Below are 23,901 nucleotides of genomic sequence, written 5' to 3' on the forward strand. Positions count from 1 at the left end.
CTGTTGCTGGTACGGGCGATCTGGTGGTGCGTCAAGACGGCGGCTTGGTCAGCCGGCGTCCTTGCGGTCGGCGGCCATGCCGGCCGCGTCGAGCAGGGCGCTGCCGACGATCAGGTCGGCGCCGCCGAACTGCGGGTCGCGCAGCGGGGTGCCGTCGTCCACGGCGAACAGCAGCCGCTCCTCGCCCTGCCGGTAGGCGGTGCCGACCGGCGGGCTGGCCGCGTGGACGGCCAGCAGGGCGACGAGGTACGGCAGCTCCGGGTCCTGCTCGCGGGCCTCGGCGAGCAGGCCGGAGAGCCGGCGGGGGGCGTCGGCGGGCAGGTCGAGCAGGAGCAGCGCGGCCTCCAGCTGGGCTTCGGAGAAGCGGCTGTCGTCCGGGGTGGCGACCAGGTCCGGGTCGGGCAGTTCGGCGCCGAGGTGCTCGCGCTCGACCGGCGGGGTGAGCAGCAGGTCGACCAGGTCGACGACCCGGACGGAGACGGGGGTGCGCAGGCCGGTGCCGCGGGCGAAGAAGGCACCGGTGGGGCCGACGGCCTGCTCGACCGGCAGCCGCAGCACGGGGGCGAGCAGCTGGCCGTAGAGGTCGATGCCGCTGCGGGCGCCGGGGGTGGCGAAGGCCTGCCGGTCCTGCTCGGCGCGGAACAGCGGGCCGGCCTCCAGCAGGCGGGTCTGCAGCTTCGTGTGCCGGCGGATGCAGTCCTTGACGATGTCGAGCAGCTCGGCGGCGCGGCGCTTGTGCTCGGCCCCTTCGGGGGTGTGGGGCTCGGCCTCGTCGCGGGCCTTGCGGATGTTGGTGAGAATCGCGTTCTCGTGCCGGTAGCGGTCGGCGATGTGGTCCAGCGCCTCGTCGATGAGGTCGGGGATGGCGCGCATCCAGTCGACGGCGCGGACGTTGCGCCGGGTCGCGTCGAGGGCGCGGCGCAGCGTCTCGGCGTACTGGACGGTGCGGTAGCGGGCCTGCTCGGCGGCGAGCTGGGCGTCGGCCAGGCGGCCGCGGCGGATCAGCACCTCCAGCTTGACCTCGGCGGCGATCTGGGCCGAGGTGACGTCGGTGTCGAGCGCGCCGACCAGGACGTTGACCGCCTCGTCGGTGGTGCGCAGGTAGACGCCGCCGTCGGGGCCGGGGACCTCCTCGATCAGCTTGAAGTCGTAGTCGCGCCGGACGTACGCGCCGTCCGCGCCGAAGGTGCCGTAGACGGCGCGGAAGCCCCGGTCGACGCTGCCGACGTTGATCAGCGACTCCAGCACCCAGCGGGCGACCCGCTCGTGCTCGGCGGCGGGGCGGTCGGCGGCCTGGGCGGCGACCCAGGGCAGCAGGCGGGCGAGCACTATGTCGCGGTCGGCGCCGGTGTCGAAGTCCATGTGCAGGGTGACCAGGTCGATCGCGGCGAGACCGACCTCGGCCATCGCGTAGCCGCCGTACTCGCCCGCCAGGTTGACCTTGCGGTTGTCCAGGTCGTGCAGGGGGGCGGTGCAGGCCAGCGCCTTGAGCCGGCGGGCCAGGCCCTCGTCGGCGGCGGGGCCGGGCGCGGGCCTCGCCGCGACGGACCCGGCGGGCGGCCGGGGGCCGGGCAGGGTGGGCGGGTCAGCGATGGCGGTCACGGTGGACAAGATTAGAGGTTCGCACCGACATCGACCGAAACGGGCCTTGTGGGCGGGCTGCGCGGCAGGCCGGAGGGCGTGTCGGGGGTGAATTCAGAACGGGGTTTCGACGGGATTCCGCCATTCCCGAACCGATATTCGGGAAACCCGTGAAGGTGGCGCGTCGCCACCGTGATGATCGGCCTATGATCACTCGACTGGTCAAAGCAGGCTTCGCCGCCGCGCTGTCCGTGACCACCCTCGCCACCGGTGCCGCCGCCTCGTCGGCCGCCCCCGCCGACGCCCCCGCCGTTCAGGGGCAGCACGTGACCGCGGCCCTGAACGGCTTCCTGCCGGGCACCACCCCTCCCGGACCGGGCAAGCTCTCGGTCGGCTGGACCTCCGCCGGCACCCAGGACCTCACCGGGCCGACCCACATCACCGTCGACCTGCCGCCCGGGCTCACCACCGAGCTCGGCATGTTCTTCTCCACCCCGTACGACTACACCTTCACCGAGTCCGTCTCGCCCGACGGGCGCCACCTGGACGCCGTCCTCATCGGCACCCGCAGGCCCGGGCGCTACGAGTTCATGAAGCTGAACGTGAGCCGCGACTACACCCAGCAGCTGACCGGCCAGATCGTCGTGACCGTGTCCAATCCGAACGACACCGACCCGACCGGCCACGTGACGGCCCTGTCGGTCGACGGGACCACCCCGGCGCCGGTCGTCCAGGCGCCGCCCACGGTCGACGGCCTCGACACCACCACCGGCCCGGGCGCGGGCGGCACTGCGGTGACCGTCAGCGGTGGCAACCTGGCGCACGGCATGGTGCTGGTCGGCGGCGTCCCGGCGGCCGGCACCTGCACCGACACCGCCTGCACGGTGACCACGCCCGGCGGCTCGGGCAGCGCACCCGTCTCCGTGGTGACCCCCGGCGGCACGGTCGCGGCGCCGGCCGCCTTCGACTACACGGGCGCCCCGCCCCCGCCGCCGCCCGCGCCGACGGTCGGCAATCTGACCAACGCCGGCGGCCCGGCCGCCGGCGGCACCCAGGTGTACCTCCAGGGCACCAACCTGACGTACGGGACGGTCGCGTTCGGCGGGGTGCCGGCCGCGCACGTCTCCTGCGGCCCGTCCTTCTGCTCGGCCACCTCCCCGGCGGCGGCGGGCCCCGGCCCGGTGGACGTCACGGTGACCACGGCGGGCGGCACCAGTGCCCCGGTGACCTTCACGTACACCGCGTAGTCCCGACGTACACCGCGCGGTCCCGGCGGTTCCGATGCCCGGGTGCTCCGGCACCCGGGCATCGGCGTGTCCGGGGGGCGCGTGCCGGCCCGGCGTCCGGGGGTGCGCGCCCGCCCGGCGTCCGGGGGCGTGCCCGCACGTCAGGGGCTAGTTGAACGCGTTCAAAAGCAGGGTCTAGAGTCGGTTCCGTACAGACGGGACAAGGCCCCGCCTGCTCTTCGGCATGGAGGTTCGCACCATGGACACCAATCCGGGCACCGGTCCCGCGGCGGTACTGCGCAGAGTCCGGCGCTGGCTCTGGATCTTCGTGGTCTGCCTGGTCCTGAGCGGCCTGACGGCCTTCCCGCTGGAGACCGAGACCCGCTGGCTCGCCGACCTCGCGACCGGGCCGACCGCGCCGCTGGCCGACCGCTTCCCGGCCGCACTGGACTGGATCGAACGCGTCCGCACCGGCGTCGCGGAGACCAATGACCACTACCCCTTCCTGGCCTACGGCACCGACTGGCTCGCCTTCGCCCACCTGGTGATCGCCGCCGCCTTCTGGGGCCCGATCAAGGACCCGGTCCGCAACATCTGGGTGATCCGCTGGGCGGTGCTCGCCTGCGGCGCCGTCATCCCCCTGGCCCTGGTCTGCGGACCGCTGCGGGGGATTCCCCTGAGCTGGCGATTCATCGACATGTCGTTCGGAATCGTCGGTGTCGTCCCGCTGCTGATCGTGCTGCGGGCGCTGCGCCCGCTGGAACGTTCCTTCCAGGGGCCGGTGGCCGCGCCCTGAGCCGGAGCCGCCCGGCGCCGCCCCAGGGCGTGTGACCAGGGGTCGCACGCCGGTGGGCCCCCCGGGCCCGGGTCACGGGCAACGGCCTTCATCCGCAGGCCCTACCATCTGGCTCAACAGCTGCTGGAAGGCGGACGGGCGTGGCCGATGCGGTGATCGATCTCAATGCGGACCTCGGTGAGGGGTTCGGACGCTGGACGCTGACCGACGACGAGGCCCTGCTGTCCGTGGTGACCAGTGCCAACGTCGCCTGCGGCTTCCACGCGGGAGATCCGTCGACGATGCGCCGGGTCTGCGCGCTGGCCGCCGAACGCGGCGTCCGGATCGGCGCCCAGGTCTCCTACCGCGACCTGGCCGGCTTCGGCCGCCGGGCCATGGACGTCCCCCCGGAGGAGCTCGCCGACGAGATCGCGTACCAGATCGGCGCCCTCCAGGTCTTCGCCCGCGCGGCCGGCTCCCGGGTCTCCTACGTCAAACCGCACGGCGCCCTCTACAACCGGGTGGTCACCGACTCCGAACAGGCCGAGGCCGTGGTGGCCGGCGTGCTGCGGGCCGGGGCGGTCTGCGACGGACCGCTGCCGGTGCTCGGACTGCCCGGCTCCCGGCTGCTCGCCGTCGCCGAGGGCGTCGGCCTCGCGGTCGTCGCCGAGGCCTTCGCCGACCGCGCGTACACCTGGGCCGGCACCCTCGTCCCGCGCCGCGACCCGGACGCCGTGGTGCACGACCCCGAATCGGTGATCACCCGCGCCGTCGGCATCGCCCGGGACGCCTCGGTGGAGGCCGTCGGCGGCGAACAGATCGCCGTCGAGGCCCGCTCCCTGTGCGTCCACGGCGACACCCCCGGCGCCGCCCAGCTCGCCTGGCGGATCCGCGGCGCCCTCGCCTCCGCCGGGGTCCGGGTGGAGGCGTTCACGTGACGCCCGCCGCCGTCCGGCGGGTCGGCGAGCGGGCACTGCTGGTCGAACTCGACGACACGGCGCAGGTCGCCGCGCTGTACGGATGGCTGCGCGAGCGGCAGGAGAGCGGGGCGCTCGGCGCGGTCGAGGAGATCGTGCCGGCCGCGCGCACGGTGCTGCTGGACGGCGTCGCGGACGTCGACGCGCTGGCGGCCCTGCTGCGCACGGCCCGTCCGTCGGCGGCCGCGGCGGCGACCGGGCCGCTGGTGGAGGTGCCGACGGTGTACGACGGCGCCGACCTCGCCGAGGTCGCCGCGCTGTGGGGGGTGTCCGAGGAGGCCGCCGTACGGATCCACACCGGGCCCGAGTACGTGGTCGCCTTCTGCGGGTTCGCGCCCGGCTTCGGTTACCTGACCGGGCTGCCGCCCCGCTACGAGGTCCCGCGCCGGGCCACCCCGCGCAGCAGCGTCCCGGTCGGCTCGGTCGCCCTGGCCGGCCCGTACACCGGCGTCTACCCGGGCTCCTCCCCCGGCGGCTGGCAGCTGATCGGGCGCACCGGGCTCGCGCTCTGGGACACCGGGCGCGAGCCGGCGGCGCTGCTGGCGCCCGGGGTGCGGGTGCGGTTCACGGCGGAACGGGCGTAGCGGGGGTGCGGGCCCACGACGGGCGGCGCGCGGGCCCCGGACGGCGGGGGACGAGGCGGACGGGATGGGGGCGTTGAGCGGTTTGCTGGTGGTGCGGCCCGGACCGTTGACCACCGTCCAGGACCTCGGACGGCACGGCGTCGCCCACCTCGGAGTGCCCAGGGCCGGAGCGCTGGACGAGCCCGCGCTGCGGGCCGCGAACCGGCTCGTCGGCAACGAGCCGGGCGCCGCCGGGCTGGAGACCACGCTCGGCGGGGTCGCCCTGCGCGCCCTCGGGCCGGTGGTCGTGGCCGTCACCGGAGCACCCTCGCCCGTCCGGGTGGACGGACGGGCGGCCGCGTGGGGTGCGCCGGTCGCGGTGCCGGCCGGGGCGGTGCTGGAGGTGGGGGCGGCGACCGCCGGGGTGCGCGGCTACCTGTCGGTCGCGGGTGCGATCGCCGTCCCGCCGGTCCTGGGCAGCCGCTCGACGGACCTGCTCTCCGGCCTCGGACCGGCCCCGCTCGCCGCCGGCGACCGGCTGCCGATCGGCCCGCCTCCGCCCGACCGCCCCCGGCCCGACCTGGTGCCGCTGCCCGCTCCCCCGGCCGAACTGGTGCTGCGGCTGCGGCTGGGCCCGCACGCGGACTGGTTCAAGCCTTCGGCGCTGACCCGGCTGGCCCGCGACGGGTACCTGGTCTCCCCGGCCGGCAACCGGATCGGGCTGCGCACCGAGGGCCCGCCGGTCACCCGCGCCCGGGCGGGTGAACTACCCAGTGAGGGCATGGTGTTGGGCGCGGTGCAGATCCCGCCGGACGGGCGGCCGGTGGTCTTCCTGGCCGACCACCCGACCACCGGCGGCTACCCGGTGATCGGCGTCGTCCCCGCCGCCGACCTCGCGGCGGCCGCCCAGGCACGCCCGGGCACGCCGGTGCGCTTCGTACCGCTGCGGGAGCGCTGAGCGCCCGCCCGCACGCCTTCCGGCGCTCCCGGCGCGACGGCTGTTCGCACGCCGCCCGGTGCTCCCGGCGCGACGGCTGTTCGCACGCCGCCCGGTGCTCCCGGCGCGACGGCTGTTCGCACGCCGCCGAGGCCGCGGCGGTGCACTCAGGCGGCGGGGGCGCCGAACCACCTGGACAGGTGGCCGCGCAGGCCCTGCTGGTCCTCGCCGACCCACGCCACGTGGCCGTCCGGGCGCAGCAGCACCGCGGGCACGTCCAACTCGTCGCTGACGTCGACGACATGCTCGACCCGGTCCGCCCAGCCCGCCACCGAGAGCCCGCCGGTCTGGTCGAGCAGCAGCCCGCGGCCGCCGTGCATCAGCCCGTAGAGCCGGCCGCGCTTCAGCTCCACGTCGCGCAGCCGGCGGCCGAGCAGTTCATGCCCTTCGCCGAGGTCGTAGCGGACCCCGATCGCGATGATCTTCTCGATCAGGTACCGGTTCACCTCCTCGAATTCCGCCAGTTCCGCCAGCAGTCGGCGCACCGCCCGGGCGCCGGGCTCCAGGGACATCAGGTGGATCTGCGCGCGGGTGTTGTCCAGCACGTCGGCGGCCACCGGGTGCCGTTCCGCGTGATAACTGTCCAGCAGCCCCTCCGGCGCCCAGCCATCGACCTCGGCGGCCAGCTTCCAGCCGAGGTTGAACGCGTCCTGGACACCAAGGTTGAGCCCCTGCCCGCCGGTCGGCGGGTGGATGTGCGCCGCGTCGCCGGCCAGCAGCACCCGGCCGACCCGGTAGCGCTCGGCCAGCCGGGTGGCGTCGCCGAAGCGCGACAGCCAGCGCGGTGAGTGCGCCCCGAAGTCGGTGCCCGCGACGGCCCGCAGCTGCTGCTTGAACTCCTCGAAGGTCGGAGCGGCCGTACGGTCCTCGGCCACCCCCTCTGCGGGCACGATGACGCGGTACCCCCCATCCCCCTCGCGAACGGCGCCGAACCGCAGCTGGGTCTTGCGGACCTCCGCGATGACGGCGGCGATCGTCTCCGGCTCCTCAGCCAGCTGCATGTCGCCCAGCAGCGTCTCCACCCTGGAGGGCTCGCCGGGGAAGCCGACGCCGAGCAGCTTGCGCACCGCACTGCGGCCTCCGTCGCAGCCGACGAGGTAGCGCGAGCGCAGCCGTGTGCCGTCGGCCAGTTCGGCGCTCACCCCGTCCTCGTCCTGGCTCAGCCCGACCAGTTCGCAGCCGCGCCGGAGCTCGGCGCCGAGTTCGGTGGCGTGCTCGGTCAGCAGCCTCTCGGTGACCGCCTGCGGGATGGCCAGTACGTACGCCTGGGTGGTGTCCAGCCGCTCCGGCCACTCCTTGCCGATGCCGGCGAAGAAGCCGCCGACCGCGAACTTCCGGCCGAGCGGGAGGAACCGCTCCAGCAGGCCGCGCTGGTCCATCACCTCAAGACTGCGCGCGTGCAGTCCGCGCGCCCGGGCCGGCAGGGGCGGCACCGTCTCCTTCTCCAGCACGAGCACCTGCACGCCGTGCAACCGCAACTCGCCGGCCAGCATCAACCCGGTCGGCCCGGCACCGACCACGATCACGTCAATCATCACAAACCCCCAGGTATGCCCGCAGATCCCGGCTTCGGCCGGTCATTCTGCGGCACGACCGGGGCCTTGCGGCAAGCCCCCCGGCGCGCTATACCTTGAGAGTGGCAAGGAGAGTCGACGACCTCCTTGCCTTCGTTGTTTCCGGTCATTGTTTGCCGGTCGCTGTTTTCCGCTCGCTGTTTTCCGCTCGCTGCGTGCGCTCCGCTCAACGCCCCGACAGCAGTTCCGCCACCGCCCGCTGCCCCGGGTCGAGCGCCGACTCCCCGTCCTCCGCCGCCCATACGGCGTTCTGCAGCACCCGGGCGAGCGTCCAGGCGAGCGCCGCCTCGCGGTCCAGTTCCAGTGCCTCCACCAGGACGTCGAACCGCCACCGCAGCGCCCGGGCGACGTCGCCGGTGGCCAGGACGTCGGCCCAGCGGTTGCGCAGCGCCGGGAGGAGTTCGAAGCCGGGGTGCCCGACGAGCGGTTTGGGGTCGATGGCGAGCCAGGGGGCGCGGCCGCCGCTTTCGGGCGGGGCGAGGACGTTGCCGTAGTGCAGGTCCCAGTGCAGCAGCCGGTCGCCGGGCTCGGTGCGGGCCTCGCGCAGGGCCGCGGCGCAGTCGGCGAGCAAGCGCCGCTCGGCCGGGTCGGCGAGGGCCGCTGCCGCTGCCGGGGCCCGCGCGAGCAGATCGTCGGCGAGGTCCGCCAGCCGGCGCAGGTCCGGGACTTCGACCTGACGTTCAGTCAATTCCCCGAGCAGGCCTGCAAGGACGTGCAGCGCCTCCCGGTCGTCCGCGACATCCAGCAGTGAACGCCCCGGGTCGAGGCGCTCCAGCAGCATCGAGCCCGAGGCCGGTTCGTGGCCGAGGAGTCGAACGGCCCCTCGCCCACCCCAGGCCCGGAGGGCGACCGGCTCGCCCTCCGTCTCCTCGTCCACCGGCTGGAGTTTGAGCGCCGCGGGCGTGCCGTCGGCGCGCCGCACGGGCAGCACCAGCGCGTGGATGCCGTGCGCGGGCGGGCCGTCCAGGCGCAGCTCCCAGTGGTCGAGCAACTCGTCTGCCAGAGCGGGGAGTCGGGCCACCCAGGCGCGACCGTCCGGGCCGAGGGACTGCTCCAGCGACGCGGCCAGCCCGGGCGGGACCTCAACAGGCGGGACTTCAAAGGGCATTGTGCGGGCTCCTCTCCGACTCCCCCAGCCTACGGTCGAGGTTCGAGGCCGGCCGCCGAAACGAAGCCGTCGAGGTTGTCGAGCATGATGTTGTGCCCGCAGTCCGGGACGGCCGCCAACCGGACGCCCGCCTCCCGGAGTTGGTCGGCGCCGCGCGGCTCGCCGCCCGCCTCCGGGTACAGGAAGGTGCGCGGGAGGTCGAGGCCGAGCAGCAGTTCGCGCATCGTCGGCACCGTCGCCCGGGCCAGGTGCACGGCGCTGCGGTACAGCGCCTCGGGCCCGGCGAGGCGCATCGTGGACCACCAGGACGGGCCGACCCACGTGGCGACCTCGTCCCGGCCGCCGGCCAGGAACTCCTCCTCGGTGAAGCTCGCGATACCGCTGCTGCCGGGGCCGCGGCCGGGGGTGACCGGGTCCAGGTTGGCGTCGACCAGGACGAGCCGGGAGACCAACGCCGGATGCCGGTGGGCGAGGACGACGGCGATCGCGCCGCCCATGCTGTGGCCGATCACCTCGACTCCGGCGAGCCCGGCCTCCGCCAGGGCCGCGGCGACGGCGTCGGCGTGCCCCTCCAGGGTGTATCCGAAGTCGGCGGGTCGGTCGCTGAGGCCGAAGCCGAGCAGGTCGAGCAGCAGCGAGCGGCGCCCGGCGAGCCCCGGGTGGGCGGCAACGGCCGCGAAGTAGGCGGGCGAGCTGGCGCCGAGGCCGTGCAGGTAGAGCCGGGCGGGCTCGACTCCGGGCAGCTCGACCCATCGGATCCGGTCGCCGTTCGGGGTGACGGGGGCGTGGCGCAGCACGGGGACTCCTCCTCCAGCGGGGGCTGGGACATCAAGGGCTGAGACATCAGGGGCTGGGAACGCCCAGACCATACCTCGACATCGAGGTATCACGGAACCGATATACCGAGGCTTCGAGGGACGAATCTGCGAGAGTGGCCCCATGCTGAAGCTCGCGATCCTCGGATTCCTCTACGACCGCCCGCTGCACGGCTACCAGCTGCGCCGCCACCTCGCCGCACTCACCGGGCACGTCCGCCCGATCAGCGACGGCACGCTCTACCCGGCGATCAAGCGCCTGGAGACCGACGGCCTGCTGGTCCGCGAGACCGAGCCCGGCAGCGCCGCCGCACCCCGGCACACCCTCCACCTCACCGAGGCCGGCCGCGCCGCACTGCTCGACCAGCTGCGCGCGCCCGAGCCGCTGGACATCAGCGACGAGAACCGCTGGTTCACCCTGCTCGCCTTCCTGCGCCACCTCGCCGACCCCGCCGCCCAGGCCGCCGTGCTCCGCCGCCGACTGGCCTTCCTCTCCGAGCCGGCGAGCTTCTTCTACGACGGCGACCGCCCGGTCGGCGCCGAGGAGTTCGCCGACCCGTTCCGCCGCGGCCTGCTGCTGATCGCCCGCGCCACCAGCGAGGCCGAACTCGCCTGGCTGCACTCGACCCTGACCGAACTGGAGGACGTACCGACGGCCTGACGGACCCACGGGCCAACGAGACCCACGGGCTGACGGACTCACGGGCTGACGGACTCACGGACTCACGGACTCACGGACTGACCGAAAACCCGCTGCGGTGCCTTCCCTCCCCGCCCTGCCCGTGTTCCGATGACGCCCATGGGTAACGACACGCACACCGGCAACGTACGACGCGAGGGACACGACGGAACGGGCCCGGGCGCGATCACCCCGGACGGCTGCGCCGTCGAGCTCTGGGCCCGGCTCCCCGTCGGCGACGCCCCGGACGTGATCGAGGCCGCGGTGCCGGCCGGCGCCACCATCCTCGAACTGGGCTGCGGCGTCGGCCGGATGACGCACCCGCTGACCGACCGCGGCTTCACCGTGACGGCGGTGGACGAGTCCGCCGAGATGCTGGCCAGGGTGCGCGCGGGCATCCGCACCGTGCGCAGCCCGATCGAGCGGCTGGACCTCGGCGAGCGCTTCGACGTGGTCCTGCTCGCCTCCTTCCTGATCCACGCGGGCGACGAGGCAGTCCGCCAGGGCCTGCTGGAGACCTGCCGCCGCCACGTCGCCGCGGACGGCTGCGTGCTGATGCAGCGGGAGGGCGAGGACTGGCACCTCAACGTGCCGCGCGAGGGCAGGCTCGGCACCGACGGCGTGTCGCGCATCGTCTCCTCGACGCCGGTCGGGGACGGCGTGAACTCCGTCCACGCCGAGTACGAGTTCCCGGACGGCCGCTGGACGCACACCTTCCGCTCCCGGCCGCTCACCACCGCCGCGTTCGACCGGGCGCTGGCGGACGCCGGTCTGACGGTCGAGAGCTACCTGACGGAGGACCGCACCTGGGTCCGCGTCCGACCCGCCGGCTGAGCGGCGAAAGGGCAGGCGGAAGGGCAGGCGGACGGGCAGGCGGACGAGTCGGCGGGGCACGGAAGCGCCGGCGGGCAAAGCCGGGTCAAAAGGTGAACAAAGAATAGTCATCTTCACCCCGTACCATCGGCCGCGCGCCCGCCCGTGCGTGGCCCGAGGGCCGTGCGGGTCGCGGCCTGCCCGCCTGCCCGCACGCCCGCTCCGACCTGCGAGGACCGCACATGTACGACGACCCACGGATACCCCCGGTGGGTGTCTGGTGATCGACTGGTTCCACGGGGCCGTCCTCGGCCTGATCCAGGGACTCACCGAGTTCCTGCCCGTCTCCTCCAGTGCCCACCTGCGGGTCTTCTCCGCCCTGCTGGGCTGGGACGACCCGGGCGCGGCCTTCACCGCCGTGACCCAGCTCGGCACCGAGACCGCGGTGCTGATCTACTTCCGCCGGGACATCGTCTCGATCGTGCGGACCTGGACGCTGTCACTGTTCCGCCCGGCGCTGCGCTCGGACCCGGACGCCCGGATGGGCTGGTTCGTGATCATCGGCACGCTGCCGATCGGCATCCTCGGCAAGCTGTTCCAGGACACCATCGAGACCCATCTGCGCGATCTGCGGATCATCGGCACCACGCTGATCGTCTTCGGCCTGCTGCTGGCCTTCGCCGACCGCACCCGCGCGGTCCGGCACGCCCGGCCGATCACCGACCTCACCCTGCCGCACGCGTGCGCCTACGGCCTCGCCCAGGCGCTCGCACTGATCCCGGGGGTGTCCCGCTCCGGCGGCACGATCAGCGCGGGCCTGCTGCTCGGCTACAGCCGGGAGGCTGCGGCCCGCTACTCCTTCCTGCTGGCGATCCCGGCGGTGCTCGCCTCGGGGGCGCTGGAGCTGTTCAAGATCGGCGAGGGCCCGGCACCGGCCTGGGGGCCGACCATCCTGGCCACCGCGATCGCCTTCGCGGTCGGCTATGCGGCGATCGCCTGGTTCCTCAAGTACATCTCGCACCACAGCTTTCTGCCGTTCGTGGTCTACCGGGTGCTGCTCGGCGTCCTGATCATCGGACTGGTGGCCGGCGGCGTGCTGGCCCCGGACGCGGGCGTCGTGAAGTAGAACCGCGTTCCACCAGGACCGCGTTCCAGCACGCCCCCGGAACAGCAGTGGGCCGGGACACCCGAGGGGGTGTCCCGGCCCGTCGTTCGCCAGAAGCGGGGAGGCAGCCACCGGACTGCCGGGACCTACCGCCCGAACTCCCGGGCGGCGGTCAGCCGGCCGCGGACGGCGGCGTGGACCTCGGCCTCCTCGGCCGGATCGGCGGCGAGCCGGCGCAGGCGCTCCAGCACGCGCGCGTCACCCGTGGTGGCGACATGGCGCGCGGCGAGCTCCCGCGTGGCCTCCTCGCAGTCCCAGAGGCACTCGACGGCGGGGCCCTCGGGGAAGTGCACATCGGTCACGGCGAGCGCCCGGGCGGCACGGCCGCGCAGTTCGGAGGAGGCGGCCTCCCCGTAGATATGGCGCAGCACGGGGACGGCGTCGGCGGCGACCAGCCGCCCCGCACCGTCGACCAGCGAACCGAGCCCGGTACCGCTGACCCCGCGGACGGACACCCAGCGGCGCAGGCCGTCGACGACGAACGGCGCGTCGGCCGGCTCCCCGGCGTCGGCGAGCAGTTTGACGGCGGCCTCGCCGAGCGCGCTGTCCGCGCCCCCGGTGGCCGGGTCGGCCCAGCGGCGGGCCTGCGCCAGGACCTCGGGGCCGCGCATCCGGCCGACCAGTTCCAGGGCCGCGCGCACGATCCGGTCGTCGACGTCGACGGCGGCGGCCTCGATCAGCTCGACGGCGGCCGGGTCCCGCTGGTCGACCAGGTAGCGCAGTGCCGCCCGGCGGGCGCCGGGCAGGCCGCCGCGGGCGGCCTCCAGCACAACGGGGCGGTCCTCGGGCCGGACGACGGCGGTCAGGCAGCGGGCGGCGGCGGCGGCCCGGCGGTCCACGGCGTCGGGCGCGGCCGGATCGGCGGGTTCGGGCGCGGGCTCGGGCCGGCTGTCGGCTCCGCCGAGGAAGGCGCCGGCCCCGAGGGCGCCCAGGCTCCCCTGGTCGGCCCAGGCCAGGACGTCGGCGGTGGACCAGCCCGGGGTGACGCCGCCGCGGTTGAGCTGGCGCTGCCAGAGGTCGAAGGGTGACTGCTCGCTGGCCGCCGCCACTCTCGGGTGGTAGGCCGCCCACAGCCGCCAGGGCCGGGGCTCGTAGGCGTTGCGGATGAACTCGCGCAGCTCGGCGTCGCCCTCGGGGCCCGGGGCGAAGCGGTCCAGGACGGCGGTGCCGAGCAGCAGCAGGCCGCGGTCGTCGTCGCGCAGGGCGAGCTCGTCGAGGGCCCAGGCCCAGTTGGCACCGGTGGCGGTGTACTCGCGCAGCATCAGCAGCGCGTCGCGCCGGCCGTACGCGGCGAGGTGGCCCAGGACGGAGAGGGCGAGGCCGGTGCGGTTCTCGTCGTCGCTGACGAGGTCCTCGGCGGAGTGGAGATGGTCCTCGATGCCGTCGAGGGGCGCTTCCAGCTCCATGTAGAGACGGGCGTAGTAGAGGGAGCGGCTCTCGACCTGCCAGTCGGCTCGCGGATCCCTGGTGACGCACTCCTCCAGCGCGGCGATGGCCTCGGTACGGTCGGCGGCCAGCGCGTGGAGCTGCCCGTCACCGCGGCCTCGCTGCAGGAGGCCGAGGAGGCTGGCACTGGGTGCTATCACTGGCTCGAACATGAGGTCAGCATCCGTTGCGGCGGTCGTAGTGGCAACGGGATTTCCGTCGCCGGGGTCTCTGGTCGGTACTGCGGTGGGCGCCCGGGCGCCGGAATCACCGAAGGTTACCGCCTCGCGCCACCTTCCGCACACAGGGCGACGACGGCTGCTGCCACAGTGGCATATGCCAGGGGAATTTTGCCTGCGTTATGTCCAAATCGCCCGCAGGGGCGAGGGCGCTGTGCCACAGTCTTCTCACCACCGACGGCCCGCACGCGGCGGGCCACCCCCGAGCGATGGACCCGCCATGAAGATGCCCACAGGCGCCGCCCGCCCGCCGGACACCGCCACGGTGGACGGCGCCCCGGCGAGCGCGACGGACGACGGCGCGCGCGGCGAGCCGAGCGGCGACGCCGACAGCGGAACGGACGGCAGAGTGGACGGCACGGCGCAGGAGCCGTCCAAGAACCCCGACCTCGGCGACGGACCCGACGCCGGCGGCGTCCGCGACCACCTCATCGGCTCAGCCGAATGGGACCTCCTCACCGACCGCGTCCACTGGAACGCGGACACCTACCAGCTCCTCGGCTGCGACCCGGGCAACGGCCCGCTCAGCCTCGACCGGCTGCCCGACCGCCTCCCCGAGGCCGACCGGCCCGTGCTGCGCCGGATGATGACCGACGCCCTGGTCCACGGCCGCACCTCCGCCGGCACCCTGCGGATCCGCCGCGACGGCGCCCCGCACGCCAGCGTCGAGTGCGCGGGCGAGCCCGTCCTCGGCACGGACGGCACCGTCACCGCCCTGCGCATGCTGCTGCGGCCGGCACCCCCGAACTGACCGGGGCCCGCCGGGGCCTCAGAACCTCCGGGCCTCGGGACCCCCAAGGCTCAGGACACCCAAGGCTCAGGCCTCCGGGCCTCCGGGCCTCAGGACCGCTTCGGCCGCTTCTTCGCGTCCGCCGCCCGCAACTCCCGCCCCAGCTCGGCCCGCAGTTCGTCCACCACCGGCAGGCCCCGGTAGCGCGCGGTCAGCCGGTACATCTCGCGCAACCGGTCCCAGGTCCGGTGCGAGGAGTTCTGGCCGATCAGGTTCATCACCATCTTGGCCTGGAACTCCGCCGCGTCCGGCTCGCCGCTCAGCCAGTGCACCGAGGCCAGGGTGATCCGGTCGAACAGCGCCGAGCGCAGCTGCCCGGTGCCCTCCCTCAGGGTGATCACCCGCTCCGCGTGCCGCTGTGCCTGCGCCGCCGCCGAGGGGTCGTGCTCCGCCAGCGTGCGCAGCACCAGCGCCTGCATGCCGCGCAGTTCGGCCTCGTCGAACACCTGCATCCAGGACGGCGGCGGCTCCGGCGCGCCCTCGGCGAACAGGTCCTCGGCCTCGCCGAGCAGCCGCCAGGTGTCCTGGGAGTGCCCGATCGAGGCGTGCGCCCAGGCCTCGACGGTGTTCAGCATCGCGCGCGTTCTCGGCAGCACCCGGCCGCCGGCCGCCTTGGCCGCCGACATCAGGTCGATCGCGTCGTCGGCCCGGCCCAGGTGGACCATCTGCCGTGCGGCCCGGGAGATCGCCTCGCCGGCCCGCGGCCGGTCGCCGGCCTCCTTGGCCGACTCCGCCGCGATCATGAAGTACCGCTGGGCGGTGGGCTCCAGGCCCACGTCGTGCGACATCCAGCCCGCCAGCACCGCCAGGTTGGCCGCGACCAGCCACAGCCGCTGCTCCACCGCCGGGGCATGTCGGTGCGTCAGCAGACCTCCCACCTCGTTCAGTTGACCGACCACCGCCTTGCGCTGGAGCCCGCCGCCGCGCGCCGCGTCCCAGGCGCGGAACACCAGGACCGAGCGCTCCAGCGACTCCACCTCGTCGAGCCCGACCGGGCCCGCGTCGTACACGTCCACCGCGGGGCGCACCCCGCCCTGGGTGATCACCTGGCGCGGCCCGGGGACCGAGGCCGCGTACGCGACCGCGTCCCCCCCGAGCCAGCCCTTCAACGAATCGGCGATGACCGTTCCGGCCGTGAGCGCGGCACCCGCGCCCACCAATCCACGTCGGTTCAGCATGAGGTCCATTCCCGTGAACTCGGTGAGGACCGCGGCCGTTCGATCCGGCGACCATGGCACTGCTGCGGACTGCGCCGCTCCGGACCTGGTGGGCCGGTGTCGTTCCAGACCGAGGTCCTCAGTGGTGACGACACGGCCGAGCCGCTCCGTGAACACGGCCGCCAGCACCCTCGGCACCGGATCCCGGGGGATCTCCCCCTGCTCGATCCAGCGCCGTACCCTCGACGTGTCGGTGGACAGCTGCTGCTGTCCCATCGCGGCACCCCGACGGTTGACCAGCCGCGCGAGTTCGCCCTTCGACCAACCGGTCAGGACGAACAAGTCAGCGAGTCGGGTGTTGGGTTCCCTGCTCAACGAAGCCCCCAGGTTCCTCGGCTGATTCGAGGCTAGAGGCTCCGGCAAGTGCCAGGCGAGCATTCGCCACCGTTCGCCAGGGCCCGCCAGACTACTAAGCCAGTGCGCCGCGGGTGTGTTGTAGGGGTGCGCCACCTCGCCCCCGGGTCGGGCGGCGTCCCACCGGCGTCGGGGCAGTCCCCCGACCGTGGCACGGGACGCTCCCGGTCCTCACCCGAGGGGGTGGCGCGGCCGGGTGGCGCGGGGGCGCCGGGCACGGCCACGGCAGTCCGGCCGACCGTACTCCCCAGGGTGCGGACGGCCGGAGCACCGCCGTCGTCCGGGTCTCATCGACCCCGCGTCCGTGCCCGGCGCCCGCGCACCACCCACCGCACCGAGTCAGGGCCGCCGTCACGCCAGGAAGCACGCGGCACCGGCCCTCCCCGCACCGCGGGGCGCACCTGCCGACGGACAGAAAGGGACCACCCTCACCCCATGTACTCCTCAGCGACGACCCCCTCGCCGACCGCGACCCGCACCGCGCTGCGCCCCCCCACCGCAGCCGCCGGGCGCCCCGGGCCGAAGCAGGTGCCCCCGTCGAGCCGCCCGGTGGCTCCGCACGGCACCGACGGCCGGTCCACGGACGCCCGGGTCCCGTCCGGCCGTACGGCGCTGGGGCTCCGCGGCCCCGAAGCGGCCCCGCCCGTCGGCGGCCGGCTCCCGCTCGCCCGCCAGGCCGACGGCCGGGTGCTGCGCCCGCCGCACCGGCCCGGCCAGGTCGGCGCCGGCCCCGAACGGATCGACCCGTCGGCGCTGCAGACCCCGGCGGTGCGGGCCGCGCTGGCGAGTGTCGCGCGGATATGTCCCGCGTTCACCCCGCGCCAGGTGCTGCGCGAGGGCAGCCGCCACATCCTGGTGGCGGGCACCATCGGGCGGGCCCCGGTGGTCGCCAAGTGCCTGGCGCCGCAGGCGGTGCGGAGTGGGTACTTCGAGCAGTTGGTGGCCGACTTCCACCACGAGGTCGCGGTCTACCGGGCGTTCGTCCGGCACCGCCCGCCGGTGCGGCTGCCCCGGCTGGTCGCCGCCGACCACGACCGCTGCGTGCTCGTCATGGAGCGCGTTCCCGGGCGCCCGGCGGCGCGGGAGCGCCACCCGGTCAACGCGCCCACCCCGGGCGAGGTGCGGGCGCTGCTGACCGCCGTCCGGACGCTCAACCTGTGGCGGCCGCCGACCGACGTGTTCCAGCCACGCATGGACTACCCGATGGAGATCGCCCGTTACCACTCGGTGGGCCAGCTCACCGACCGGGACGCCGGCGACCTGCGCGGCCTGCTGCACGGCCTCGGCCACACCCCGCTCCAGCTCTGCCACGGCGACGCCCTGCTCAGCAACATGCTGCTGGCGCCGTCCGGCCCGGTGCTGGTCGACTGGGAGCAGGCCGGCTGGTACCTGCCCGGCTACGACCTGGCGGTGCTGTGGAGCGTGCTGTCCGGCGACACCGCGGCGCGCCGCCAGATCAGCCAACTCGCCCAGAGCGGCGGCACGCTGGCCCGGGACGCGTTCCTGGTCAACCTGGTGCTGGTGCTGATGCGGGAGATCCGGCTGTACGACGTGCCGGGCGCCGGCGAGGAGCAGCGGATCATGATCCGCCGGCTCTACGACGACGCCGCGCTCGCCCGCCGGGCCGTCCGGGCCGCGGTCGGCACCCGCTGAGGCTCCGGGCCCCGAGCCCCCCCCCGGGGCCCGGAATCCGCTACGGCCGGCCGCCGCGCTCCAGGGCGGCCCGGCCGGCGGCCTCCAGGACGGCCTCGTCCGGGGCGAGGTGCACCCGGCTGCTCAGGACGTCCCGCAGGTAGCGCTCCAGCGGGTGACGCCGGCTCAGGCCGGGGTTGCCGGTGAGCGAGACCGCCTGCTGGACCGCCGCCGTCGCGGCCCGGGTGGCCAGCAGGTGGGCCGGGCCGGTCCGCGCGACCGCGTCCGGCTCTCCCCGGTCCACCCGGGGGGCCAGCCCCTCGACCAGTTCCTCGGCGCCGATCAGCTGGGCCTCGATCTCGCCGAGGGCACAGCGGTAGCGGGGCAGGGTGCCGAGCGGCTCGGTCAGATTGGCCGGAGTGCGCTGGTTGAGGAAACGGATCAGCCAGGACTGGGCGGCGCGAGCCACCCCGATCGCCACCGCGGAGAGCGCCAGATCGTGCCAGGCGAGGGAGAGTTCGGCGGCCCCGGCCGCGTCCGCCGCGCCGCCCTTGGGAGCGGTGAGGCCGAGCGCGAGCTCGGTCGGCACCCGGACCTGCTCCAGCACCACGTCGTGGCTGGCGCTGGCCCGCAGGCCGACCTGGTCCCAGGTCGGGTCGATCTCCAGGCCCTCGCTCTCGCCGCGGACCAGGAACGTCCCGACCCTCGGCTCCGCCTCGTCGGTCCGCGCGGTCACCGCCATCCAGGCCAGCGCCTCGGCGCCGGTGCAGTACGTCTTCCGGCCCGTCAGCGACCAGCCCTCGCCGTCCCGCCGGGCCACCGTGTCCGGCAGCGCTCCGGGCCGGCCGCCGGGCTCCGCGCGCAGCGTGTTGACCAGGGCGGGCCCGCGCCGGGACTCGGTGAGCAGCCGCCGGTAGCCCGCCGTCGGCCAGGCCGCCCGGCGGGCCTGCTCGGCGTGCTGGAGCAGCGTGAAGGCGGTGACCACGGCCACCGAGGCGTCCCCGCGCCCGAGTTGGGCCAGCACCCGGACGGTGTCGGCGAGCGTGCCGCCCGGTCCGCCGTACCGCTGGGAGACGGTCAGGGTGAGCAGTCCGGCCTCGTGCACCGCCTCGATGCCCTGGTAGGGGAAGGTGGCGTCGCGGTCGTGCTCCTCGGCGCGGGCGGAGAGCAGGTCGACCACCCGGGGCAGTCCGGCGAGGGCGGCGACGACGGCCGAGCGGTCGGGCGCGGGATCGGGCGCGGGGTGGCCGGAATCCGACGCTCCCGCGGCGGCGCCGGGCACGGCGGCGGCCGCGGTGTCGGACGGGCGGTCCGCAGGCGAGCGGTCAGCGGCGGTGGTCGTCATGGTGCTGGGGCCTCCGGGCGGCAGCGTGGGCGCGGCAGATGCGGGCGGCACGCCGGACGGGCGCGCGGTACCGGACGGGCGGCCTCGGAGGTCGGTTCACGGCCCGCCCCCCGGATTCGGCGCCGGCCACGAACGGCCGGCCGCCCGCCGCCTCGGGGACGAATTCCCCCTCAGCGGCCCGGACACACCGCGCTGGCGGTGCGCCGCAGGTCCAGATAGCTGCGACGGGTCAGCAGCGGGAGACGGCACGACATGTTCGCGACTGTACGAACCCGTGATCGAAACCGTCAAGCTACGTCCGAGCCCTGGTCGAGGCCGGTCAGCCCTGCTGGAACATGTCGGCCGGGAGCGGCTTCAACAGCTGATACAGGTCGTCCGAAATCGGTCGGTCCCAGGACGCGATGGTGACCTGGACGCCGTCGCTGCGCCCGAACTGGGCGCAGAACACCCGCTCCTCGCTGACCTTGACCTTCTTCACGATCAGCAGGTCGTCCCCGAGCATCACCGGGAAGTCCTCGGCCGAGACGAAGTCGACCGGCTCGTCGTTCTCCAGCGCCGCGAGCAGCTGCCGCACCTCGAAGGGCACGCTGTCGCCGGTCTCCCGGGCGGGCGAGCCCTCGGGGAGGTTGCCGATGAACATCGCCGGGCCTCTGCCGCCGAACAGGTCGTAGCGCAGGAAGATCCCCTGGCAGGAGCCGTCCGGGCCGGTCATCATGGCCGCACCGAAGTCGCCGGGCCAGTCACCCGGGTCCATCGCGAGCACGTCGAAGTCCGGGCCGGCGGGCTGTCCGGAGCGACGGCGGAGAAAAGACATGGGAACATCGTACGTGCCCGGCACACCACGCTCGCGAGGTGGGTGGGGCACCGTCGGGAGATCGACGCTCAGAGACCAATGTTGACTCTGAGCAACCGTCCGGGCTACGTTCGGTTCAGCACGACAGCCGTTCTGGGTTTCACCCTCCGGGGGGACGGCATGTCGCAACGCGGCCCTACACGCGTTTCCCTCACTGTGCACATTGTCGTGCCGAACTGCCGAGCACCCAGCTTCGTCGTCGCACACAGCACAGCACACAAGCCAACAGTTCCATCACCACAAGCCAGATCCGCGGGGCCCCGGCCCGTCGCTCCCGCGGATCTTGCTCGGGACGCCGCCGCGTGGGGGCGTGCGGGTCCCGAGCAAACGGTGTCGCCGCCGAGTCGCTCTCGGCGTCGACGCCAGCCTCCCGGCGACTGCCGGCCCCTCGTGGGCCGGGACCGGCCGGCGCACCCCGGTGCGCAGGGGATGACTGGGAGGATGGCCTGGCAACACTGCCGGGTCGCACAGCAGGCGCCGTGTCTGGCCGCGTGGGGGCGGTGGGCACGGCGTCTGCCTGTGCTCATACTCTGAGCTGCGTTTGTCTAACAGTCAACAGAAATTCTGACGGGGCACGTTCAATAGATCATCAGTTGTGATGTTCGGGGCCGAAATCGGCCGCGGAGCGGGCCCCGTTCCGACGGGGCCCGCTCCGCGGTCGTGCGACGGTCGCGCGGGCTCAGGTGAGGTCGAACTCGCCGTCCCGGGCACCGAGCACGAAGGCCCGCCACTCCCCCGGCGTGAACACCAGGACCGGACCGTCCTCCTGACGGCCGTCCCGCATCCCGATGTACCCGTCCACGAACGCGATCTGGACATCCCCGACGCCCTGGCTGCTGCACAGCCACTTCGCCCCGGTGAAGTCCACCTTCGGCTTCCCGCTCGGCGCCAGCTGCGGCTCCGCGCCGCCCGTCTCCACGTCGATCCCGCTGTTGACTGCCACTACCCGGTCTCCTCCCGACGGCTTTCCGGGCCAGCCTAACCACACCCGCCCGCCCCGGTCAGCGGGTTGACGAGGACTCCACCAGCCGGGCCCGGACGCCGCCGGAGGCCCGCTCAACGCGTGTCCCGCCCGACGGGGGCCACCGGAGCTGCCAGAGTGCTTGGCAACGCGGGGGACCACCCCCCGCCGGCCGTACGCGGGCCCTCGACGGCCCGTCCCGGCCCCGCCCCGGCCCCGCGGAACCCGATGCGCACCGGATGCGGCCCGCACCACCTCGCCCAGCACCGCCCACCACCGCCCAGAGGGAGCAGCCGATGAGCCGCCGGGACGGCACCCGCGCCGATGTCATCCCCATCTCCGACGCCCCCTCGGCCCACCCCCCTGCGCCCCGCACGCCACCCGCGCCCGCCACGCTGCCCCGGCCCGCCTCCGGCCGGCCCCCCGTGCACGGCCGGGTCGGGATCGTCCTGGTGTCGCACAGCCAGGAACTGGCCATCGCGGTGCGCACCCTCGCGCTCTCACTGACCGGATCCGACTCCCCCGCCCCGATCGCCGCGACCGGCGGGGACCAGGGCGGTCCCGGCATCAGCGCGGTCCTGGTGGCCGCCGCCACCCGCCGGGTCGACCAGGGCCACGGGGTCGTGGTGCTCGCCGACCTGGGCAGCGCCGTCACCACCGTGCGCGCCCTGCTGTCCGACGCCGACGAGCACGGCCTCCCGTTCCCGGTCCGCTTCGCGAACGCGCCGTTCGTCGAGGGCGCGGTGGCGGCCACCGCCACCGCCACCGCGGGCGGCGACCTCGCCGCCGTCCTGGACGCCGCGGAGGAGGCCTACCGGCAGCGCAAGGGCTGAGCGACCTCGCGAACTCCCGCCGCCTGGGGTGACCGGGCCGCCACCATCGGCGAAGGGTCCGGGCTCCCGGCCCACCCGGGGTGGGGAGGCGGGGATGCGGGCCGTCCGCCGTGCGCCGGTCAGGGGCGCTCCTTGCCCTCCCACACGAAGACCGTCGACCCCTCGCACTCCAGCGCGTGGCGCAGCCGCTCGTGCTCGACCTCGATCATCGGCGGCAGCCCGTCCAGCGGGTACCAGCCGACCTCCAGCGACTCGTCGTCGTTCACCCTCGCCTCGCCGCCGACCGCCCGGCACCGGAAGGTCAGCACCAGGTACTGCGTCACGTCGCCGTTCGGGTAGGTGACCTGCGGCGAGACGGTGACCGAGGCGAGCAGTTCGGGCACCGCCACCACCCCGCTCTCCTCCAGGCACTCGCGCACCACGCCGTCGGCGGGCTGCTCACCGGGGTCGAGGATGCCTCCGACCGGCGCCCACCTCCCGTCGTCGGCCCGTCGGGCCAGCAGCACCCGGCCGCGGTCGTCCAGGACGACGGCGACGACGGCGGTCAGCCAGAGCGGACGGGTGCCCACCAGGGCTCGGAGATCGGCGAGGAACGGGGGAATGGCCATGCGCCGCAGCCTAGGCCCTGTCCGGCGGGGCCCCGGGCCGACGCCACCGACGGGCGGCCCGCGGCGCGCAGGCTCATCGCGCGAGACCGCCCTCCGGGCGCAGCAGGGCCAGCACGGTCAGCCCGAGGATCCGCAGGTCGAGCCGGAGCGAGCGGTGCTCCACGTACCAGAGGTCGAGTTCGGCCCAGTCCGGCCGGGCGAGCGGGTGGCGGGCCTGGAGTTGGGCCCAGCCGGTCAGTCCGGGCCGGACGTCGAGCCGGCCGCGCTCGCGGCGGGAGTAGCGGACCGCCTGGTCGGGGCGGACTGGCCGGGGGCCGATCACCCCCATCTCGCCGCGGGCGACGTTCCACAGCCGGGGCAACTCGTCCAGGCCGGTCCGGCGGAGCAGGGCGCCGAACCGCCCTCCCCGGCTGGTCCGGAAGCGGAGGACCTGGAACTCCCGGCCGTGCCGTCCGGCCCGGGACAGCCGCAGGAGCACCGGGCCGCGCGCCGTGCAGCGCAGCAGGGCGGCGATCACCAGGGCCAACGGGAGCGCGACGATCCCCGCCAGGGCGGCGAGGGCGAGGTCCCCGCCGCGCCTCATCCGGCGGGCACGGTGGTGCGCGGTGCGCCGTCCGGCTTCCCGCCGGGTCCTCCGCCCGGATCTCCGCCCGGATCGGACGTGGCGCTGCCGCCCATCTCTTCCCCTCCACGGCACCGTCGAGCCGCAAGAACGCATTCACAGTAGGGGCGCCTCGGAGCCGTCGCCCGGGAATGGTGAAAGAAGTGGGCAGAGGATTGTCCGACAGGCCGAAATTCGGTCGATCTGACCAATATTGCTCGATCTGCTGCTCGACCTGCCACCTGGAATGCCGAGGGCAATCGAAGTACAGCCGTTCACCGAAGGCCGGCCGGCCGCCGAGGCGGTCAGAGCGCGGCGCGGCGGCGGTACCGCAGCAGCCCGAACGCGATCCGGCCGAGCAGCAGCACTCCCGCGGCCAGACAGCCCGCCACCGCCATCGCCCAGGCCGGACCGTCACTGTCCGGAACGATCACCGCCACCACAATGCCCAGCGCGAGGCAGGCCAAACCCACCATCGCCAGCGGAAGCTGGTGGGTGACCAGGGCACCACCACTCCACGCACGGGCCATCCTGGTCGCGCCGTGCAGGTGGAAGGGATCACGGTCCGCATCTGCCATGAGCCCAAGGTACCCCCGGCGAACGCCGGAGGCAGCCCGCGGGGAGTGAACGTTCGACCACCCGGTGCGACCGGCCCGCCGACCTCGCCCGAGCCCCCCGCGGCCCGGCCCCGATCGTGCATTCCGGCTCCACAATCAGTCCACATCAGTTCACATCAGTCCACGAAAAATCCTCGTCCCCCCGGTACAACC

Annotated in this window: 23 protein-coding genes; 11 read left to right on the forward strand and 12 right to left on the reverse strand. The window is 74.5% G+C overall.

The window, feature by feature from the left end; translation table 11 throughout:
- Positions 1-48: 48 nt before the first annotated feature.
- On the reverse strand, positions 49-1,593 hold the full coding sequence (locus ACIP37_RS31250) for a hypothetical protein (protein ID WP_400811714.1): 1,545 nt from the start codon (positions 1,591-1,593) through the stop codon (positions 49-51).
- 194 nt (positions 1,594-1,787) lie between these two features.
- Between ACIP37_RS31250 and ACIP37_RS31255 the strand changes: the two genes are divergently transcribed.
- The 5 genes from ACIP37_RS31255 to ACIP37_RS31275 all read left to right on the forward strand — a co-directional run bounded on the left by ACIP37_RS31255 (position 1,788) and on the right by ACIP37_RS31275 (position 6,080).
- Positions 1,788-2,828 (forward strand): IPT/TIG domain-containing protein, encoded by a 1,041-nt coding sequence (locus tag ACIP37_RS31255; protein ID WP_400811623.1) that lies wholly within the window; start codon positions 1,788-1,790, stop codon positions 2,826-2,828.
- A 238-nt stretch (positions 2,829-3,066) separates the two neighbouring features.
- Complete coding sequence (locus ACIP37_RS31260) at positions 3,067-3,603, forward strand: hypothetical protein (RefSeq protein WP_400811626.1); 537 nt, start codon at positions 3,067-3,069, stop codon at positions 3,601-3,603.
- Between the two features lie 140 nt (positions 3,604-3,743).
- Positions 3,744-4,520 (forward strand): 5-oxoprolinase subunit PxpA, encoded by a 777-nt coding sequence (locus tag ACIP37_RS31265; RefSeq protein ID WP_363586856.1) that lies wholly within the window; start codon positions 3,744-3,746, stop codon positions 4,518-4,520.
- Positions 4,517-5,143 (forward strand): 5-oxoprolinase subunit PxpB, encoded by a 627-nt coding sequence (gene pxpB / locus ACIP37_RS31270; RefSeq protein WP_363586857.1) that lies wholly within the window; start codon positions 4,517-4,519, stop codon positions 5,141-5,143. The genes ACIP37_RS31265 and pxpB overlap by 4 nt, the downstream gene beginning before the upstream one ends.
- 73 nt (positions 5,144-5,216) lie before the next feature.
- On the forward strand, positions 5,217-6,080 hold the full coding sequence (locus tag ACIP37_RS31275) for a biotin-dependent carboxyltransferase family protein (protein WP_400811630.1): 864 nt from the start codon (positions 5,217-5,219) through the stop codon (positions 6,078-6,080).
- A gap of 146 nt (positions 6,081-6,226) precedes the next feature.
- Here ACIP37_RS31275 and rox read toward each other — a convergent pair whose 3' ends face one another.
- The 3 genes from rox to ACIP37_RS31290 form a co-directional block, all read right to left on the reverse strand.
- The gene (gene rox, locus ACIP37_RS31280) at positions 6,227-7,654 is read right to left on the reverse strand and encodes a rifampin monooxygenase (protein ID WP_400811633.1); all 1,428 of its coding nucleotides are present in this window, start codon (positions 7,652-7,654) and stop codon (positions 6,227-6,229) included.
- A gap of 205 nt (positions 7,655-7,859) precedes the next feature.
- Positions 7,860-8,801 (reverse strand): aminoglycoside phosphotransferase family protein, encoded by a 942-nt coding sequence (locus ACIP37_RS31285; protein WP_363631540.1) that lies wholly within the window; start codon positions 8,799-8,801, stop codon positions 7,860-7,862.
- Positions 8,802-8,830: 29 nt separating this feature from the next.
- Complete coding sequence (locus ACIP37_RS31290) at positions 8,831-9,595, reverse strand: alpha/beta fold hydrolase (protein WP_400811717.1); 765 nt, start codon at positions 9,593-9,595, stop codon at positions 8,831-8,833.
- Between the two features lie 145 nt (positions 9,596-9,740).
- Between ACIP37_RS31290 and ACIP37_RS31295 the strand changes: the two genes are divergently transcribed.
- The 3 genes from ACIP37_RS31295 (at position 9,741) to ACIP37_RS31305 (ending at position 12,234) form a co-directional block, all read left to right on the forward strand.
- Positions 9,741-10,277, forward strand: coding sequence for a PadR family transcriptional regulator (locus tag ACIP37_RS31295; protein WP_363586861.1), 537 nt, complete (start codon positions 9,741-9,743; stop codon positions 10,275-10,277).
- A 138-nt stretch (positions 10,278-10,415) separates the two neighbouring features.
- Positions 10,416-11,129, forward strand: a complete 714-nt coding sequence (locus ACIP37_RS31300) for a class I SAM-dependent methyltransferase (protein WP_363631541.1) — start codon at positions 10,416-10,418, stop codon at positions 11,127-11,129.
- A 262-nt stretch (positions 11,130-11,391) separates the two neighbouring features.
- Positions 11,392-12,234 carry an undecaprenyl-diphosphate phosphatase gene (locus ACIP37_RS31305; protein ID WP_400811720.1) on the forward strand — a complete coding sequence of 281 codons (843 nt, stop codon included), beginning with the start codon at positions 11,392-11,394 and terminating at the stop codon, positions 12,232-12,234.
- 125 nt (positions 12,235-12,359) lie between these two features.
- Here the strand turns inward: ACIP37_RS31305 and ACIP37_RS31310 are convergent, their stop codons facing one another.
- Positions 12,360-13,871 carry a HEAT repeat domain-containing protein gene (locus tag ACIP37_RS31310; protein WP_363631543.1) on the reverse strand — a complete coding sequence of 504 codons (1,512 nt, stop codon included), beginning with the start codon at positions 13,869-13,871 and terminating at the stop codon, positions 12,360-12,362.
- Between the two features lie 286 nt (positions 13,872-14,157).
- Here ACIP37_RS31310 and ACIP37_RS31315 point away from each other — a divergent pair, with 286 nt between their 5' ends.
- On the forward strand, positions 14,158-14,688 hold the full coding sequence (locus ACIP37_RS31315) for a hypothetical protein (RefSeq protein ID WP_363586865.1): 531 nt from the start codon (positions 14,158-14,160) through the stop codon (positions 14,686-14,688).
- Between the two features lie 89 nt (positions 14,689-14,777).
- Here ACIP37_RS31315 and ACIP37_RS31320 read toward each other — a convergent pair whose 3' ends face one another.
- On the reverse strand, positions 14,778-16,259 hold the full coding sequence (locus ACIP37_RS31320) for a hypothetical protein (protein WP_363586866.1): 1,482 nt from the start codon (positions 16,257-16,259) through the stop codon (positions 14,778-14,780).
- Positions 16,260-16,733: 474 nt separating this feature from the next.
- Here ACIP37_RS31320 and ACIP37_RS31325 point away from each other — a divergent pair, with 474 nt between their 5' ends.
- Positions 16,734-17,951 carry a phosphotransferase gene (locus tag ACIP37_RS31325; RefSeq protein ID WP_363586867.1) on the forward strand — a complete coding sequence of 406 codons (1,218 nt, stop codon included), beginning with the start codon at positions 16,734-16,736 and terminating at the stop codon, positions 17,949-17,951.
- Positions 17,952-17,991: 40 nt separating this feature from the next.
- Here the strand turns inward: ACIP37_RS31325 and ACIP37_RS31330 are convergent, their stop codons facing one another.
- From ACIP37_RS31330 to ACIP37_RS31340, 3 genes are all read right to left on the reverse strand, one after another.
- Positions 17,992-19,275, reverse strand: coding sequence for an acyl-CoA dehydrogenase family protein (locus tag ACIP37_RS31330; RefSeq protein ID WP_363631544.1), 1,284 nt, complete (start codon positions 19,273-19,275; stop codon positions 17,992-17,994).
- Between the two features lie 319 nt (positions 19,276-19,594).
- Positions 19,595-20,089, reverse strand: coding sequence for a hypothetical protein (locus ACIP37_RS31335; RefSeq protein ID WP_063350170.1), 495 nt, complete (start codon positions 20,087-20,089; stop codon positions 19,595-19,597).
- Between the two features lie 718 nt (positions 20,090-20,807).
- Positions 20,808-21,071 carry a DUF397 domain-containing protein gene (locus ACIP37_RS31340; protein WP_400811641.1) on the reverse strand — a complete coding sequence of 88 codons (264 nt, stop codon included), beginning with the start codon at positions 21,069-21,071 and terminating at the stop codon, positions 20,808-20,810.
- Between the two features lie 443 nt (positions 21,072-21,514).
- Between ACIP37_RS31340 and ACIP37_RS31345 the strand changes: the two genes are divergently transcribed.
- Positions 21,515-21,922: a PTS fructose transporter subunit IIA gene (locus ACIP37_RS31345; protein WP_363586889.1), complete on the forward strand. Its 408-nt coding sequence runs from the start codon at positions 21,515-21,517 to the stop codon at positions 21,920-21,922.
- Between the two features lie 119 nt (positions 21,923-22,041).
- Here the strand turns inward: ACIP37_RS31345 and ACIP37_RS31350 are convergent, their stop codons facing one another.
- The 3 genes from ACIP37_RS31350 to ACIP37_RS31360 all read right to left on the reverse strand — a co-directional run bounded on the left by ACIP37_RS31350 (position 22,042) and on the right by ACIP37_RS31360 (position 23,709).
- Entirely contained in the window at positions 22,042-22,530 is a 489-nt protein-coding gene (locus ACIP37_RS31350) for an NUDIX domain-containing protein (RefSeq protein WP_363586869.1), read from the reverse strand.
- 73 nt (positions 22,531-22,603) lie between these two features.
- A complete protein-coding gene (locus ACIP37_RS31355) occupies positions 22,604-23,113 on the reverse strand; it encodes a sugar transferase (protein ID WP_400811645.1) in 510 nt (169 codons plus the stop codon).
- Positions 23,114-23,436: 323 nt separating this feature from the next.
- Positions 23,437-23,709 (reverse strand): hypothetical protein, encoded by a 273-nt coding sequence (locus tag ACIP37_RS31360; protein ID WP_350884215.1) that lies wholly within the window; start codon positions 23,707-23,709, stop codon positions 23,437-23,439.
- Positions 23,710-23,901: the final 192 nt, after the last annotated feature.

Source organism: Kitasatospora sp. NPDC088861 (assembly GCF_044750105.1).
Classification (GTDB): Bacteria; Actinomycetota; Actinomycetes; order Streptomycetales; family Streptomycetaceae; genus Kitasatospora.

Bases quoted from the DNA above. Each gene is read 5' to 3' on its own strand.
- rox (WP_400811633.1), bottom strand. From the start codon at position 7,654: ATGATTGACGTGATCGTGGTCGGTGCCGGGCCGACCGGGTTGATGCTG.
- ACIP37_RS31260 (WP_400811626.1), top strand. From the start codon at position 3,067: ATGGACACCAATCCGGGCACCGGTCCCGCGGCGGTACTGCGCAGAGTC.
- ACIP37_RS31285 (WP_363631540.1), bottom strand. From the start codon at position 8,801: ATGCCCTTTGAAGTCCCGCCTGTTGAGGTCCCGCCCGGGCTGGCCGCG.
- ACIP37_RS31350 (WP_363586869.1), bottom strand. From the start codon at position 22,530: ATGGCCATTCCCCCGTTCCTCGCCGATCTCCGAGCCCTGGTGGGCACC.
- ACIP37_RS31255 (WP_400811623.1), top strand. From the start codon at position 1,788: ATGATCACTCGACTGGTCAAAGCAGGCTTCGCCGCCGCGCTGTCCGTG.
- ACIP37_RS31355 (WP_400811645.1), bottom strand. From the start codon at position 23,113: ATGAGGCGCGGCGGGGACCTCGCCCTCGCCGCCCTGGCGGGGATCGTC.
- ACIP37_RS31315 (WP_363586865.1), top strand. From the start codon at position 14,158: ATGAAGATGCCCACAGGCGCCGCCCGCCCGCCGGACACCGCCACGGTG.
- ACIP37_RS31300 (WP_363631541.1), top strand. From the start codon at position 10,416: ATGGGTAACGACACGCACACCGGCAACGTACGACGCGAGGGACACGAC.
- ACIP37_RS31360 (WP_350884215.1), bottom strand. From the start codon at position 23,709: ATGGCAGATGCGGACCGTGATCCCTTCCACCTGCACGGCGCGACCAGG.
- ACIP37_RS31310 (WP_363631543.1), bottom strand. From the start codon at position 13,871: ATGTTCGAGCCAGTGATAGCACCCAGTGCCAGCCTCCTCGGCCTCCTG.
- ACIP37_RS31335 (WP_063350170.1), bottom strand. From the start codon at position 20,089: ATGTCTTTTCTCCGCCGTCGCTCCGGACAGCCCGCCGGCCCGGACTTC.
- ACIP37_RS31325 (WP_363586867.1), top strand. From the start codon at position 16,734: ATGTACTCCTCAGCGACGACCCCCTCGCCGACCGCGACCCGCACCGCG.
- ACIP37_RS31295 (WP_363586861.1), top strand. From the start codon at position 9,741: ATGCTGAAGCTCGCGATCCTCGGATTCCTCTACGACCGCCCGCTGCAC.
- ACIP37_RS31330 (WP_363631544.1), bottom strand. From the start codon at position 19,275: ATGACGACCACCGCCGCTGACCGCTCGCCTGCGGACCGCCCGTCCGAC.